This is a genomic window from Lactobacillus sp. A27 (genome assembly GCF_016742815.1).
Taxonomy (GTDB): domain Bacteria; phylum Bacillota; class Bacilli; order Lactobacillales; family Lactobacillaceae; genus Lactobacillus; species Lactobacillus gallinarum.
Genome location: NZ_JAEHNT010000035.1, coordinates 37697 through 53853, shown reverse-complemented (window position 1 = coordinate 53853; position 16157 = coordinate 37697). Strand labels below are relative to the sequence as shown.

The 16157-nt window shown below is 36.4% G+C and carries 17 protein-coding genes and 1 riboswitch; of the genes, 1 reads left to right on the top strand and 16 read right to left on the bottom strand.

The window, feature by feature from the left end; all coding sequences use genetic code 11:
• Positions 1 to 86: 86 nt before the first annotated feature.
• Positions 87 to 1286, bottom strand: coding sequence for a CCA tRNA nucleotidyltransferase (locus JEM49_RS05810; protein WP_201874073.1), 1200 nt, complete (start codon positions 1284 to 1286; stop codon positions 87 to 89).
• Between the two features lie 91 nt (positions 1287 to 1377).
• Here JEM49_RS05810 and JEM49_RS05805 point away from each other — a divergent pair, with 91 nt between their 5' ends.
• Entirely contained in the window at positions 1378 to 2265 is an 888-nt protein-coding gene (locus JEM49_RS05805) for a YitT family protein (protein ID WP_087176180.1), read from the top strand.
• A gap of 40 nt (positions 2266 to 2305) precedes the next feature.
• On the opposite strand, the gene JEM49_RS05800 is transcribed toward JEM49_RS05805, so the two are convergent.
• The 15 genes from JEM49_RS05800 to pfkA form a co-directional block, all read right to left on the bottom strand.
• A complete protein-coding gene (locus tag JEM49_RS05800) occupies positions 2306 to 3553 on the bottom strand; it encodes a tetratricopeptide repeat protein (RefSeq protein WP_025005747.1) in 1248 nt (415 codons plus the stop codon).
• An 86-nt stretch (positions 3554 to 3639) separates the two neighbouring features.
• Positions 3640 to 3915 carry an HU family DNA-binding protein gene (locus tag JEM49_RS05795; RefSeq protein WP_003547110.1) on the bottom strand — a complete coding sequence of 92 codons (276 nt, stop codon included), beginning with the start codon at positions 3913 to 3915 and terminating at the stop codon, positions 3640 to 3642.
• Positions 3916 to 4084: 169 nt separating this feature from the next.
• Positions 4085 to 5392: a ribosome biogenesis GTPase Der gene (gene der / locus JEM49_RS05790; protein ID WP_201874071.1), complete on the bottom strand. Its 1308-nt coding sequence runs from the start codon at positions 5390 to 5392 to the stop codon at positions 4085 to 4087.
• Between the two features lie 67 nt (positions 5393 to 5459).
• On the bottom strand, positions 5460 to 6671 hold the full coding sequence (rpsA, locus tag JEM49_RS05785; RefSeq protein WP_098036275.1) for a 30S ribosomal protein S1: 1212 nt from the start codon (positions 6669 to 6671) through the stop codon (positions 5460 to 5462).
• A gap of 71 nt (positions 6672 to 6742) precedes the next feature.
• Positions 6743 to 7417: a (d)CMP kinase gene (gene cmk / locus JEM49_RS05780; RefSeq protein ID WP_025005745.1), complete on the bottom strand. Its 675-nt coding sequence runs from the start codon at positions 7415 to 7417 to the stop codon at positions 6743 to 6745.
• 52 nt (positions 7418 to 7469) lie between these two features.
• On the bottom strand, positions 7470 to 7937 hold the full coding sequence (locus JEM49_RS05775; RefSeq protein ID WP_201874069.1) for an SAG1386/EF1546 family surface-associated protein: 468 nt from the start codon (positions 7935 to 7937) through the stop codon (positions 7470 to 7472).
• Positions 7938 to 8039: 102 nt separating this feature from the next.
• A complete protein-coding gene (locus tag JEM49_RS05770; RefSeq protein ID WP_025005743.1) occupies positions 8040 to 8729 on the bottom strand; it encodes an ECF transporter S component in 690 nt (229 codons plus the stop codon).
• A gap of 80 nt (positions 8730 to 8809) precedes the next feature.
• Positions 8810 to 8922, bottom strand: a riboswitch (FMN riboswitch).
• A gap of 28 nt (positions 8923 to 8950) precedes the next feature.
• Positions 8951 to 9667, bottom strand: a complete 717-nt coding sequence (locus JEM49_RS05765) for a pseudouridine synthase (RefSeq protein ID WP_025005742.1) — start codon at positions 9665 to 9667, stop codon at positions 8951 to 8953.
• The gene (gene scpB / locus JEM49_RS05760; protein WP_025005741.1) at positions 9667 to 10260 is read right to left on the bottom strand and encodes an SMC-Scp complex subunit ScpB; all 594 of its coding nucleotides are present in this window, start codon (positions 10258 to 10260) and stop codon (positions 9667 to 9669) included. The genes JEM49_RS05765 and scpB overlap by 1 nt, the downstream gene beginning before the upstream one ends.
• Positions 10250 to 10990 (bottom strand): segregation and condensation protein A, encoded by a 741-nt coding sequence (locus JEM49_RS05755; protein ID WP_098036271.1) that lies wholly within the window; start codon positions 10988 to 10990, stop codon positions 10250 to 10252. Before JEM49_RS05755 ends, scpB begins: the two co-directional genes overlap by 11 nt.
• Entirely contained in the window at positions 10983 to 11339 is a 357-nt protein-coding gene (locus JEM49_RS05750) for a reductase (protein ID WP_025005739.1), read from the bottom strand. The genes JEM49_RS05755 and JEM49_RS05750 overlap by 8 nt, the downstream gene beginning before the upstream one ends.
• Positions 11340 to 11349: 10 nt before the next feature.
• Complete coding sequence (gene xerD, locus JEM49_RS05745; RefSeq protein ID WP_025005738.1) at positions 11350 to 12255, bottom strand: site-specific tyrosine recombinase XerD; 906 nt, start codon at positions 12253 to 12255, stop codon at positions 11350 to 11352.
• Positions 12242 to 13135 carry a CvfB family protein gene (locus JEM49_RS05740; RefSeq protein WP_201874066.1) on the bottom strand — a complete coding sequence of 298 codons (894 nt, stop codon included), beginning with the start codon at positions 13133 to 13135 and terminating at the stop codon, positions 12242 to 12244. The genes xerD and JEM49_RS05740 overlap by 14 nt, the downstream gene beginning before the upstream one ends.
• A gap of 129 nt (positions 13136 to 13264) precedes the next feature.
• A complete protein-coding gene (gene pyk, locus JEM49_RS05735; RefSeq protein WP_025005736.1) occupies positions 13265 to 15034 on the bottom strand; it encodes a pyruvate kinase in 1770 nt (589 codons plus the stop codon).
• A 33-nt stretch (positions 15035 to 15067) separates the two neighbouring features.
• Positions 15068 to 16030, bottom strand: a complete 963-nt coding sequence (pfkA, locus tag JEM49_RS05730; RefSeq protein WP_025005735.1) for a 6-phosphofructokinase — start codon at positions 16028 to 16030, stop codon at positions 15068 to 15070.
• Positions 16031 to 16157: the final 127 nt, after the last annotated feature.

The window sequence follows — 16157 nt, the reverse complement described above, 5'->3', positions numbered from 1 at the left end:
GAAAAAAACGATCAAAACCTCAAATTTGAGAATTTTGATCGTTCTTTTTATGGCCTAGGATTTAGTTTTTTCCCAGACACTTTTAGTTAATCTAAATTTTCTAAATACTTTTCTATTGCATCTGGACTATTCTCTAATCTGCTTGAAACTACTAATTCTCTAATTTGATTAAGAGTATGTCCTAATTGAGCACCAGGACGCATCCCATGCTTAATCAAAAAGCGTCCATCTATTGCAAGCTCAGCTGGCTTTTTAATCGGCAAAGCCATATAACGATCAACCAACGCTTCCGAAGCAACAGGCTGTCCCAAAATATGAGCCACATCGATAGTATTAATTATTGTCCTTTCACCTGCTTGGAATAATTCATAATCATTCGGAGTATAATCAGAAATAAGGTCAAAGAATTTAATAATACGTCCTACCTGTTCAGTCATAGCATTAGAATTTTTCCAATCTCGCATAAATCGACTGATTTCTTCATTAGGAAGCTTAAGTAGAATAATAATCAATGACCACAAACTTGTTTCAAGAGTTGGACTAAACTGCAAACGTGGATAAATTTGCAGTAATTCTTTTTTTCCTGCAAAGTCAGGAACATCTTCACTTAATTGCGTATCAAGGAAAATCTGAAAAGCTTGTCTTGAATGAGGACCCAATCCCATCTTTACAAATTCATCCCGAATTCGTTCTACCGAAATTTTCTTTAAAAGTTCATGATTATCCTTAATTGCTTGTCCAGTCTTTTCTTCCAAATTAAATTTTAATTGACTGGTAAAACGAACTGCCCGCATCATTCTTAATGCATCTTCATGAAATCTCTTTTCAGGATCACCAACCGCACGAATAATATGATTTTTTAAATCTTCTATACCATTAAACAGGTCAACAATTTGCCCATGAAGATCCATTGCTAGTGCGTTAATTGTAAAATCTCTGCGCTTTAAATCTTCATCAAGGTTTTGTACAAATGTAACATGATCTGGTCTTCTAAAATCTTGATAACCAGATTCAGTTCTAAAAGTGGTAATTTCATAGCTTTCACCGCCATACAAAACGGTTACCGTACCATGCCTAATTCCTGTATCAATCGACTTTTCAAAAAGCTCTTTAACTTCTTCAGGATAGGCACTAGTAGTAATATCTACATCATGAACATGTCTATCAAGTAAAAGGTCTCTCACTGAACCACCGACAAAATATGCTTCAAAGCCGGCATCTTCTAAAATCTGTAAAACCGGCATTGCTTTAATAAATACTTCTGGTAATTTATCTACTTTAATCATTAGCAAAATCTCAATTCTTAATTTCTTTATTTATAACTTTTCACTTTTAGTTTGTTAGAATGAAGGGAAAGATATAAAGGAGGTAATCATTATGCTTAAAATCAATAAATCTACCGCAATTGATATCTTTATGATTGCATTAGGATGTGCCATCTATGGACTAAGCTTGGAAATCATTTCAGTTCCCAATGAATTAGCCGACGGTGGAATAAGTGGTATTTCACTTATCTTACGCCATTTTTGGAATATTAATATGGGACTTTCCACCCTAGTACTTAATATTCCATTAATCATATTAGGTTATCGTTTTATGGGCAAACGCTTATTAACCTATACAATCTGGGGAACGCTCTGCCTTTCCTTTTTTCTTTGGTTTTGGCGTTCAGTACCTATTATAAAACAATTAGATTTAGAACACGACCTCTTCCTTTCTGCAATTTCAGCAGGTGTACTCTCAGGTATAGGTTTAGGGCTGGTTTTCAGATATAACGGTACCTCTGGCGGGACTGATATAATTGCTCGAATTTGTCAAATCAAATTTGGCATTTCATCTGGCAAAATGCTGCTATTCTGTGATGCTGTAGTTTTATTTGCATCCTTGTCCTATCTAGATCTCAAGCATATGATGTATACTTTGCTTGCTTCTTTTGTCTTATCACGCGTAATGGATACTGTACAACAAGGTGCTTATAGTGCACGTGGTTTATTAATTATTTCTAATAAGTATGAACAAATTGGTAAAATGATTGATTTAAAACTTGATCGTGGTTTTACTTACTTTAAAGCTCTAGGTGGTTATAAACAAGATGATAAACGAGTAATCTACGTAGTCGTGTCTCCTAGAGAAATAGCGACTATTAAACAACTAATTAGGCAGGAAGATCCTAATGCATTTGTGTCAATTATTGAAGTTCACGAAGCGTTAGGTGAAGGATTTACATATAAGCAAAAACGGCATCACTTATTAATCCGTAAATAAAAAGCGTCCGAGAAAAGCAATTTTCTCAGACGTTTATTTTTTACAAATTATTGTACAAATCTTGCATTTCCATATCTTCGGGTACTAATTCAAGATATTTTTGCAATAACTGTTTAGTAATATCAGGATTGTTTTGAACACTAAAGAACATAATCATTTGATGCAAGAAATCTGGATTCTCTTTAAAATCCGGATAAGCCAATAAAAATTCACTTTGTGCTTTTTCTGTATCATCTAGACGTTCATATGACAAAGCCATATTCCAGTGAGCTTGAGCATCAATGTTCTCATTATCAAAGTCTTTGAATAAGGCAATATTTTGCTTATTCTGGTGTCGATGCAAATATAGGTTAGATAGTTGCATCCGTAATTCACTGTTGTCAGGCGCCTGTTTAAGCCCCTTCTCGAGCAAATCTGCCGCAGTGTCCAACTGATTCAAATTTGCGGCTGCACGCGCTCCCATTGAATAAAGAGTTTCATCTAATTCATTATAGGCTAATCCTGCTTGTACGCTGCGCAATACTTGCTCGTTATCATGCTTATGTTCATAAGCTTGAGCAAGTAAAGGATAAGCATTGACATAATCAGGACTTTGATCTATTACTTCGTCTAATAGCTTAATAGCCTGATCATCATCACCAACAGCTAGCATTACTAGCCCAGCTTCATACTTGCTATCAATATCTAGCAGGCTACTGCTGTGCTCTCTAATAATTTTTGCGGCTGCTTCGTAATTGCCTAATTTTGCGTTAGTAGCAATTAATCTTTGATTTAGGTTAACTTCACCAAAAGTTTTCTGGCGCTGAATTAAATCTTGGTATAAAGATAAGGCTTGTTCATAGTTTCCACTTAAATAGTCAAGTTCAGCTAATCCAAATTTAATTGCATCCTCTTCTGGAGCAAGTTTAAGAGCTTGAAGCAATTTATCTTTAGCTGTCTCAATTAAGCCGCTTGTTTGGTAGTAATCTGCTTGTACAAGTAAACTATCCAGATAGGCTGAAGACTCTTTAGAAACGCCATACAGAAGCGAGAGGCCATCATCTTCATCTCCATCATTAAGCATAATTTCTGCCAAATAGACTTTAAATAAGTCTTCCTGAGGAAATTTTGCAATTAAAGCGCGATAAACTTCTTTAGCTAAATCTGTAAATCCTAAATCGGTCAGATTTTCCGCTAAAGAAGATAAAATTTCAGGGTCATCTTTATCTAATGCTTCTTTTAAAAGATGTTTGCTTTGCGAAAAATCATGGTTTTGAATTGAATCAAGTAATTGTTCTGAATAACTCATTATTTTGCCTCCAGTCAGACTTTAATTGTACTAAAAAAAGACGCTGGAACAAAGTCCAACGTCTTTTTAAACTAAGGTTAAGTATCTTACTTAACAGCTTCTTTAAGAGCCTTACCTGGCTTAAATGCAGGTACTTCACTAGCTGGGATTTCGATTTCATCACCAGTTTGTGGGTTACGACCCTTACGTGCTGCACGGTGACGTACTTCAAAAGTACCAAAACCGATTAATTGTACCTTTTCACCCTTAGCAAGGTTGTCTTGAATTGAGCCAAAGATAGCATCAACAGCAGCAGCAACTTCCTTCTTGGTTAACTTAGTCTTTGAAGCAACTTCAGAAACTAATTCAGCTTTATTTGCCATAAATATTTCACCTCCTGAATTTGAACCCGAAGTTCAAAGTTTTTTCTTTGTTTTGAAAAAACAAGGAATAATGATCTAGATCTAGACTAATCATTGTTTCCTAGAAACCAAAATATCACAAAACCCCTGTTACAACAAGAATTTTTACAAAATATTGGTGTTTTTTTCATTATTTTCTCTTACGTGGAAGAATTTTGATCGGAGTTCCAGCAAAATCAAAGTTTTGTCGCAATTGATTAATCAAAAATCGTTCGTAAGAAAAGTGCATTAATTCTGGATCATTGACAAAAACAACAAAAGTTGGTGGATTGGTACTTACCTGTGTCATATAGTAAACGCGCAATCTCTTTCCCTTAACCATTGGTGTTGGAACTAACTTACTTGCTTCAAGCAATAAATCATTCAACACGCTTGATTGAATACGTTGATTTTGATTGTCATAAACTTCTTTAACCATTGATGGAATTTGATCAAGACGTTGACCAGTTTTAGCTGAAACAAACAAAATTGGAGCATAATCCAAATATTGAAATTCAGCTCTAATCTCGCGTTCAAATTCTTTAGCACTAGTACTATTTTTCTTTGGTAAATCCCACTTGTTTACAACAATGATAATTCCGCGCCCTGCTTCATGGGCATATCCGGCCACGTGCTTGTCTTGTTCTCTAATGCCTGTACTTGCATCAAGAACAAGTAAAACCACGTCTGAGCGTTCAATAGCAGCCATAGCTCGCAAGACAGAGTACTTCTCGGTTTTTTCGTAGACTTTTCCACGTCTTCTAATACCAGCAGTATCTACAACTTTAAATTTAATTCCGTCTTTAGTAAATGGCGTATCAACTGCATCACGAGTAGTACCTTCTTCATTTGCAACAATTACTCGATCTTCACCCAATAATTTATTAACAATTGAAGATTTACCTACATTTGGTCGTCCAATTACGCTAAATGAAATGACGTCATCAGCTTCGCTATCTTTTTCTGCTGGAAAATCATTAACTATTTCATCTAGCAAATCACCGATTCCCGTACCATGACTACTAGAGACAGGAATTGGATCACCTAATCCTAAACTATAAAAATCATAAATATCATTTCTTTGCTCAGGATTATCTGCCTTATTAACCGCTAAAATTACCGGTTTTTTAGTGCGATAAAGAAGATGTGCAATTCTTTCATCAAGATCAGTCACATGATTTACTACATTAGTTAACATCACGATGACATCTGCTTCTTCAATTGCAATCTCAGCCTGTGCACGGATCTCTTCTTCGATTTTTCCGCCTTTCCAGGTAATACCACCTGTATCGATCAAATCAAATTTATGGCCCATCCATTCAGCTTGAGCATAATTACGATCACGAGTAACACCGGGTTTATCTTCTACGATTGCTAAGCGTTGATTGATTATTCTATTAAAAAGTGTAGATTTACCTACATTTGGTTGTCCAACGATTGCAACAACTGGTAAAGCCATATGCCCCTCCTTTAAAAATATAAAAATAAAAAAGCCGACACAGAGTCGGCTTTTTTAACAGAAATGACTACTTACGGTCCTTTAATTGGTCACCAATGATGTCACCTAATGCAAAGCCGTTATCGTTGTCACCCATGTACTTCTTGTTAACTGAGTTTTCGTTACGTGAACGATGTGGACGAGAACTGTGGTTATCTGATGAAGAAGCGTTTGAGTCAGCAGCCTTGATTGAAAGTGAAATTCTTCTGTCACTTGGGTCAATGTTCAAAACCTTAACCTTAACAGTTTGACCAACCTTCAAAACATCGCTTGGCTTGTCAACGTGCTTGTTTGAAATTTCTGAAACGTGTACTAAACCTTGAATACCGTCAGTAACTTCAACAAATGCACCAAAGTTAGTTAATGACTTAACTTCGCCTTCAAAAATATCGCCTTCGTTTAAGTCAGCTGTAGCTTGTTCAAATGGTGAAGGTTCAGTTTGCTTAATAGACAGGGAAATACGATGTCTGTCATTGTCAATACCAATGACCTTAACCTTAACATCTTGACCAGCCTTCAAAACATCACTTGGCTTATCAACATGCTTGTAAGAAATTTCTGAAATGTGAACTAAACCGTCAACACCACCGACATCGATAAATGCACCGAAGTTAGTTAAGCGTGAAACCTTACCTTCGATAACGTCACCAACAACTAATTGTGATGCAACCTTATCAAATGCTTCTTCACGTTCTTCTTCAACTAAATCCTTGTGTGAAAGAATCAAACGGTTCTTGTTAGGATCAATTTCAGTAATCTTAAGCTTCATAGTCTTACCAATGTATGGCTTAAGATCTGAAACGTAACGGTTTGAAATTAATGAAGCTGGCAAGAAACCACGTGTACCAACATCTACAAGTAAACCACCACGAACTGATGAAGTTACAGTACCTTCGATAGCATTTCCTTCTTCGAAGTCCTTTTGTAACTTGTCGTAAGCTTCTCTTTCCTTCAAGCGGGTAACTGAGAAGAAGAATTCACCATTTTCCTTATCGCCACCGGCTCTTCTTAATACCAAGGCCTTGAACTTGTCGCCAGGCTTAACTAAATCATGTAAGTCTGCGTTACGATCTGAAGTGTATTCACGACGAGTAATAACGCCTTCAACACCAGCGTTTACAACGCCAACATCGATTTGGCCGTCTTCAACGTCTAATACTTCGACATCGACAATATCTCCGACCTCAACTCCTTGCATTTGCTTTAATGCGTCTAAAAATTGATTACTGTTTTCTGACATATGTACCTCCCAATATCATGTCCCATTTTAAAGGAAAGTTTGATATTTTTCTACTATTTTGTGCTGTTTTTTTAAAAATTTTTTTGACTTTTTTCGATTTCGGCTAAAATTGCGTCTACAACCTGCTCAATTGACATATTTGTAGTATCAATTTCAATTGCATCATCTGCCTTTTTTAATGGTGAAATCTTGCGGTGTGAGTCTTTATAGTCCCTTGCTGCAATATCTTGTTCGATTTCATCCACTGTCTGATTAGATTCAATGCCGCGCTCTTTAAAATCTAAAAGTCGACGCTCAGCACGAGATCTAGCAGAAGCCACTAAGAAGATCTTTACTTCCGCATCTGGTAAAACGGTCGTACCAATATCACGACCATCCATGATTACATCAGTTTTACCTGCCATTTGACGTTGTAAACTAACCATTTTTTCTCGTACTTTAGGCAAGGCAGAAACTTGTGACACATTAGCAGAAATTTCTGGTGTTCTAATTTCTTTAGAAACATCTTTTCCTGCTACATACACCTTTTGCTCACCATGTTCAGATTTCAATTCAATTCCATCTTCATCAATAGCTTGCAAAATTCCTGCTTCATCCCCGTAATCTAGCTTATGATTACGAGCAATAACTGTACATGCACGATACATTGCACCAGTGTCTATATAAACGTAAGACAGCTTTTTAGCAATGATTTTAGCAACCGTGCTTTTACCTGCTGATGCAGGTCCATCTACTGCTACTTGCATTTTAATAAAAAAGAGATCTTACTGCTCGACCTCTTTTACCCTTTCTGAAAGATTATCTCAATTTAAGTGTTTGGCCAACATTGACGTTTGAAGAATCTTTAAGATTATTTAATCTGGCTAATTGATCAACAGTCATGCCATATTTTTCTGCAATATTAGTTAAAGTATCACCATCTTTAACTAAATAAGTCTTAGGTTCAGTCTTTTGAGATGAACTTGAACTAGTCTCAACAGAATTCTTCTTAGCTGAAGATGAAGTCTTTTTAGCTTTACTTGATGATTTAATTGCCTTAGATGACTTTTTAGAAGAAACCTTCTTAACTGTTTGAACTTCTTCAGCTTTTTCAGAATGGCCTGATGACAAACGATGAACAACTGGGATTAATGCAATTAATATAACAATTAAAATCACAATAACTGCAATCCATCTAGCAGATCCACTGGGCTGCTTATCCTGTGAACTTCGCTTTTCAGTTGGCCGTTCATAGTGTTGATATGGCCCTGTTGATTTTTTATCCATCTGTAAATTCCTCCATTCACTTAACGGATTAATTCTAGCATACTTTAATAGTCTTTGAATATGAAAAATCCCATCAACTTAAAAAGTTAATGGGATTTTACTTTAATTCAAATTAAATCTTTTTCGTACAAATGGCTTAATCGTCTTAATAGTTGCCTCAAAAAGCAAATATACAACGACACTGTTAATTACACCTTTTAATAAATTAAATGGCACTATAATCGTAAAAATATAAGCTTGCATAGATGGTAAATGTAATAACTGACCTAGATATACCTTTTCAGTGAAGTGATACAAAGCACCATAACTATTAATCGCAGGTAAATTAGGAACCGCAGTTACTGCATATACTGGAGTCAAAATAAATGCGTTAGTTAAAGACATCACACAGGTCATTGCCAGAATACCAATAATTAATCCACACATTGGTTTAACTATTCCCATCTTAGTTTTTCTATTCTCAACCGTTACATTCTTACTAAAGAAATAAAATGGCAAAGAGAAAGACATCGAAGCAAGAAAAGCTGCAATTTCACCTACTACACTTGGTAAAGCAAAACCAGCAAAAATCAAGCTTAACACCATTCTAATTAATGCAATAATTACACCTGGAACAGCTCCAAAAATAAACATTCCAACTGTAATAATTACATCTGAAAAATCAAACTTTAAAAAGCCTACGCCAGGGATAATTGGAAACTCAAATTTCATTACCACAAAGGCAATACACCCAATTAACGCATACGCAATAATATTAGCTAATCCTGTAGCATTTGCTCTAGATTTACTCATGACTTACTTTCCTTCCTACAAAAAAGGTCTATTGCTCCAGCAACAGACCTTTATAAAGTAAAGTAAGATTTACTTTATTGATCTGTCTTCTTCCATCTAGACTTTAACTATCGGTATCAAAAGATTCAGCCACTTGCGTGGGTCGCGGACTCTAACCGCCGGTCGGGATTTTCACCCTGCCCTGAAGACAATAACCTATATATTTAATTTCTAAGTATAAGTTAATCTAATCTCATTAATTTGTCAACTTCGCGCTTTGACAATTCGCGATATTGTCCAGAAGTAAGAGAATCTAAGGTTAAAAATGCATATTTTTCACGGGATAATTTTTCAACTAAATGTCCTACAGCCTTAAACATACGCTTAACTTGATGATAATGTCCCTCGTGGATAGTCAATTGAACAATTTGAGTATCTTTACGCTTATCTGTTTTAAGAATCTTTACCTTTGCTGGAGCAGCCTTAAAACGATCCAATTTAACCCCTGTAGTTAATGTTTTAATCTCATCAGGAGTTAAAATCCCCTTGATTTTAGCAACATAAACTTTAGATACTTCATTTCTAGGGTGCATTAATAAATTAGCTAACTTACCATCGTTAGTCATTAAAAGCAAACCTGAAGTATCATAATCAAGACGGCCAACTGGATATAAACGATATGGCACATCTTCAAAATAATCAACAACCGTTTTTCTACCCTTATCATCATCTGCAGTAGAAACAACACCACGTGGCTTATAGAAAAGATATGTATGCAAGCTTTCTCTTTCAATTGGTTCATCATCAACCGTAATATTACTGAAAGTTTCAACCTTGGTTCCTAGCTTAGTAACTACCTTACCATCCACTTTCACGCGGCCAGCTACAATCATTTTTTCTGCTTTTCTTCTGGAAGCAATTCCTGCTTCTGCTATTACTTTTTGCAGTCTCTCTACCATTATCTTTCCTCTTTCTGCATTTGCTTATCTGCGGTTCCTTTTGCCTCAAACAAATCTATTTCACCATTACTATCATTATCCGCAAAATCTTCTATTAAAGGCAAATCTGCTAAACTATGATAATTAAAATACTGTAAGAAATAATCCGTAGTTACATACAATTTAGGATGTCCAGGAGCATCTTTTTTGCCATCGGCTTTAATCAAACCGCGCCAAACTAATGTCTGCAATGCTCCAGATGAATTAACCCCACGAATATCATCAATTTCTACCCTAGTAATAGGCTGACGATATGCAACAATTGCCAAAATTTCTAGAGCTGATTGACTTAAGTTTTTTGTTAAATCTTTTTGAAAATATTTTTCAATAATCTTGGCTGTTTGCGGACTAGTAGTCAACTTGTATGTATGAGCAATATGAATTAATTGCAAGCCAGAATCTGAATTCTTCGTTAGCTTTCGTTGCAAATTCTCGGCAACCTTATCTAAAGTTTCACCATCAATCTCTAGCATTTCAATTAAATTTTGCTCTTCTAATCCATTATCACCAGCCGCATATAAAAGTGCTTCTAAATTTGCCTCTTTACTTGCCATTTACATCAATTCTTTCTAAATTTAAATCACCAAATTCTCTTGCTTGTAAAATTCGAATTTCGTGTTTTTTGCTCAATTCAAGCATTGCTAAAAACAAACCAATCACATCAGAAATACTATGCATTTGATCAGTACAACTAAAAAAGCTGACTTGTCGTTTTTTTGCCAAACGCTGATGCAAATAATCAATCATTTCGTTAATTGGAGTCTCAGCCACTTTAATTGAAGCAGTATCCGGTTGACGCATCTTTAATCTGCGGAGAACCATGGAAAAAGTTGTTGCCAGTTCATTTGAAGTAATTTGTCCTTTAGGCAATGGTTGAACCTTAACAGAAGTTGAAACACTTGCTTCCTTTGACACAACAATTGGTACTTCTTCATTTCTTTCTTTAAAATATGCAGAAATCTTTTTAAAAATTGAATATTGTACTAATTGCTGTACTAATTCATCCCGAGGATCATCTTCAGCTTCCACTTCATCTACAAAATCATTTTGTGGCAATAAATATTGTGACTTTATTCTAAGCAAAGTTGAAGACATCACAAAATATTCCCCAGCAATTTGTAAATTCAGACTTTGCATTTGCCTCAAGTACTCTAAATATTGACTAGTAATTTGAGCAATGGGAATATCATAAATATCTATTTTTTGCGATTGAATTAAATGGAGCAATAAATCTAATGGCCCCTCAAAATTAGGTAACTCTAACGTTAAATTACTTTTATTCATTATCTTCTTCGACAGTTTTTAATAAATTGGTATATTCAGGTACAGCGGTAACTCTTTTATCAGGGTATTCATTTTTTAACTCACTGACAATTTCTTTTTCATAACTAATTTCACGAAAACCGGGAGCTAAAGAAAGATATCTGATCACAACAAACTGCTTAGTTACTTGTGTACCCAACACTCCTACAATATTATTCTGTTTATTACGGTACAAATAAAGCAGAAAATCATTATCTTCTTGATTAAGTCCTACTTCTTCTTTTAGATTTTCAATATTTTTAAAATCAGGCAAATATGAGAGTAATCCCATTGCCGTTTTTTCATAGTCTTTTTTATATTGTATTAGCATTATTAATCACCTAAAGACGAGGATGTGTCTTTTGATATACTTGTAAAATATGTTTTTGAGATAGATTAGTGTAAATTTGGGTAGTACTAATATCTGAGTGTCCCAAAATCTCTTGCACTACCCGTAAATCTGCCCCATTTTCAAGTAAGTGCGTTGCAAACGTATGGCGCAATGTATGGGGAGTAACATCTTTAGTAATTCCAGCAGATTGACAATATTTTTTTATCATTTGCCAAATTGCCTGCCGTGTAAGTTGCTTGCCTCGACTATTCAAGAAAATATGCTCATCATTTTGACCAGCTTTTAAAATTAATGGATCTCGCACATCTTGTTGATATTGCTTTATCCAATGCAAAGCAACTGAACTAATCGGTATCAAGCGCTCCTTAGAGCCTTTACCCAATACTCTAACTAAACCCAAATCTTCATGTAAGTCTTGTAATTCCAAATTAATCAATTCACTTACACGCATACCAGTCGCATATAAAGTTTCCAATATTGCTCGATCTCTTAAACCCAATTTTCTTTTAATATCAGGTTGTGCAAGCAAATCATTAATTTCTTTCTGATTTAGAGCTACAGGAAGACGTCGCTCTTTTTTAGGTAAATCAATTTCAAGCATTGGATTTAACTTCTGAATGTTTTGACGCGCAAGCCATTGATAAAATTTACGCATACTAGAAATGAGCCGACTAATTGAACTAGTAGCTTTATTTAAATCGTATTGTCTTGCTAAAAAGGCATCTACATCGCTAGCCTCTGTTGGCCAAGAATTCATACCCTCTTTTTTTACAAAAGCCAGGTACTCTTCCAAATCTTGACGGTAAGCAGTAATCGTATTATTGCTTAGGCCACGTTCAATTTGACTATAGCGTAAATAATCATCAATCTGGTCTTGTAGTTTATTCTTCTCCATCAGTATTCTCTTCTGGATCTTTAATTAAAGTGATAGCACCGGCAGTTTTATCTTCTTCGATTAAGCCTGCTTTGAGCAAATGACCTAATGCGCGCTTAAATGCGGATTTAGAAATACCGAAGTAACGCTTTATATCTTGCGCATCAGATTTATCGTAAAATGGTAAAGTTTTAGTCTCTCTTCGGCGCAAACTCATCAAAATCATCTGAGCATCATCGTCAATTTCTTCAAAAGCACGTGGCAAAGTACTTAAATTTAATCGACCATATTGACTGATACCAATAACTCTGCCCTTAAACTGTTCACCTAAGCGCATTGGACGAGGCATTTGTGATTCGTGTACAAAACCTAAATAATAATCATTAGTTAAAATAAAGGCACCAATTTCACGACTAGCATAAACAGTTCCGAAAACATTTTCATTATTCATTCCATTCGGAAAGTTTGCTGCTAACTGATCAAAAATATTTTCATCTGCTAACTTAGCCCAAATTCGATCCTTATAGTCGGTTTCTAATCGCACCAAAAGACGATCATCACGACGAGGCCATCTTTCCTTTTCTCGTGGTAAGTCATCCATAGATACTACCACATCTTTATCGGGTAATCCGACATCAACAAATACACCTAAACCCGGTCGAACTTCTGTTACCTTGCCCCAGCCATATTGATCAGGCTGAGCAAAAGGTAAAAACTGGGTCATTTCTCGATCATGAGACTTATTATCATAAATAAAGCCTTCTATTTCATCACCGATCTTAGGAATTTCGTCTTGGGTAAGCTCTTGCTTTTTTAGTTCATAAGTAGTGCCATCAATTTGTACATAATAGGCATTATCATTTTCATCAATTATTTTTCCTTTTGCAACAGTTCCAAGCATGTTTATAATCTCCTACTTTACATATTCTTTCATATACAAGTATAAAAGATATTTGCGCAAAATAAAATAGCCAGCTCGAAAGCTGACTATTTTTTTGATTAGCTAATCTATTTTTATTTTATCTTTTAATTAAAGGTTTGAGATTTCGCCTTGGTAGATAGCACCACGACGAGCATCAACAGTAATAGTTGAACCATCAGAAATCTTTTCAGTAGCGTTAGTTGCACCAACAACAACTGGGATACCTAATGATAAACCGATAACTGCTGCGTGTGAAGTCAAACCTGAAGCTTCAACAACTAAACCTGAAGCCTTCTTGATAGCTGGGTTGTAGTCTGGGTTAGTAGTCTTAGCAACTAAGATGTCGCCTTCCTTAACCTTGCTGTTAGCTTCTTCAGCTGAGTTTGCTACAACAGTCTTGCCGATAACTGAACCGTTACCAACACCTAAACCTTGAACAAGCTTGTTACCGATGATTTGTAACTTCATCAAGTTAGTTGTACCTGAGTCACCAACTGGAACACCAGCAACGATGATTACAAGGTCGCCATCCTTAACAAAGCCCTTTTCCTTAGCTACCTTAGCAGCTACTTCAAACATATCATCAGTTGACTTAGGCTTTTCAGTCAATAATGGTTGTACACCCCAAACGATACCCAATGAGTGTTGGATCTTTTCATCGAAAGTCAAAGCAATGATGTCTGCGTTTGGACGGTACTTAGAAATCATACGTGCAGTGTAACCTGAGTTAGTTGCAGTAATGATAGTCTTAACACCTAATTCTTGAGCAGTACGTACAACTGATTCACCGATAGCTTCAGTTACATTTGAACCCTTGTAAGCTTCGAATCTTTGAAGTGCTAAAGTGTTACGCTTAAGCATTTGCTTTTCAGTACGTTCGTCAATTTCAGCCATTGCCTTAACAGCCTTAACTGGGTAAAGACCGTTTGCTGATTCACCTGAAAGCATAGTTGCGTCAGTACCATCAAGAACAGCGTTAGCAACGTCAGAAACTTCGGCACGAGTTGGACGTGGGTTTTCTTGCATTGAGTCAAGCATTTGAGTAGCAGTAATAACTGGCTTACCAAGTGCGTTAGCCTTGCGGATTAAGCTCTTTTGTACAAATGGAACTTCCATGAATGGAATTTCAACACCCATGTCACCACGAGCAACCATCAAACCATCTGAAACTTGTAAGATTTCGTCAGCGTTGTCAATACCTTCTTGTGATTCAATCTTAGGGAAGATCTTAACGTAATCTGCACCAGCTTCTTCACAAAGCTTACGGATGTCTAAGATGTCTTGAGCCTTACGTGCAAATGAAGCAGTAATGAAGTTAATACCGTATTGTAAACCGAACTTAATGTCGTCAGTATCCTTTTCAGTGATACCTGGAAGGCGAATTTCAACACCAGGAGCGTTAACACCCTTCTTTGAGCCGATAACACCAGTGTTTTGAGCTTCACAGACTAATTCTCTCTTTGAGTCGTCCTTTTCCTTGATCAAAAGGTCAACCAAACCATCATCGATTAATACGTGACCACCAACGTGAGTATCATCGTACAAACCTTCGTAGGTAACGTGGATCATGTCCTTGTTACCCTTCTTAGTGTCGTCCATTGATACACGGATCATGTCACCGGTATTAATAGTAAACTTACCACCTTCTTGTTCAGTGGTTCTGATTTCAGCACCCTTAGTGTCAAGGTCGATACCAAGAAGCAAACCAGTATCCTTTTCCACTTGACGAACCATCTTCATACGAGCAAGGTGTTCTGGGTGGTCACCGTGTGAGAAGTTGAAACGGAATACGTTTGCACCAGCTTTAGCTAAAGCAGTAATAGTTTCAATATCGTTTGAAGCTGGTCCTAAAGTACTAACAATCTTAGTTTTCTTCATTATTAAAAAAATCCTCTCCAAAAATCAACTAAATTAATATTTAGTCATTTCTTCATTTACATCCAACAACGCATAATCGCCATGGTGCTTTCCGTCAAACAGATCAAGAATGTCGTGGGTACCAAGTTGACCATTCTCCATGCCGACAGCTAAACCGCCCTTCCCATCGAGAAGCAACTTAACAGCATAGTTACCCATCTTAGTAGCATTTACTCTATCTGTGACAGTTGGTGAGCCACCACGTTGCATATGCGCAAGGACATTAGCACGAGCATCAAAATCGCCGTATTTAAGTAATTCATCCTTAAACTTATCAGCGGTCATGACACCTTCTGCTAAAACAATGATACCATGATCTTTGCCATCTGCAAAACCACGAGTGATAGTTTCTGCAATTTCTTTTACGTCGTATGGACGTTCAGGAATAACAATTGCATCTGCACCACTAGCTACACCAACACGCATAGCGATGTCACCACATTCACGTCCCATTACGTTAACAACGAAGACGCGGTGGTGACTACTTGCTGTGTCGCGAATCTTATCGATTGCGTCCATAGCAGTACGACAAGCAGAATCAAAGCCAATCGTGTAGTCAGTATAAGGAATATCATTATCGATAGTTCCTGGTAAACCAACTGAGTTTACGCCGTGGCGAGTCAAGGCTAAAGCACCATGGTATGATCCATCACCGCCAATAACGATAACTGCATCAATACCATGCTTCTTTAATTGCTCAACACCCTTTTGTTGCACTTCTTCTTGTGCAAATTCAGGGAAGCGGGCACTGTACAAGAATGTACCGCCTTCACTTATCTTGTGGTCAACATTTTCCGTAGTAAGCGGAACAAAGTCACCTGCAACCAAACCAGCGAAACCATAACGAATTCCAAAGACTTCAAGTCCATGATGGATAGCAGTCTTGGTGACAGCTCTAATTGCTGCATTCATACCAGGGGCGTCTCCACCACTAGTTAAAATACCAATCCGTTTCATGAATTCACCTCATCATGATTATTTTGTGTAATTTCTCACATCAAATAAATATTAACATTTTTTCACCCAAAAATCTCACAAAAATTGGGCTAAATTACGGTTTATTTTTATTTAAAAAATGTTAGCA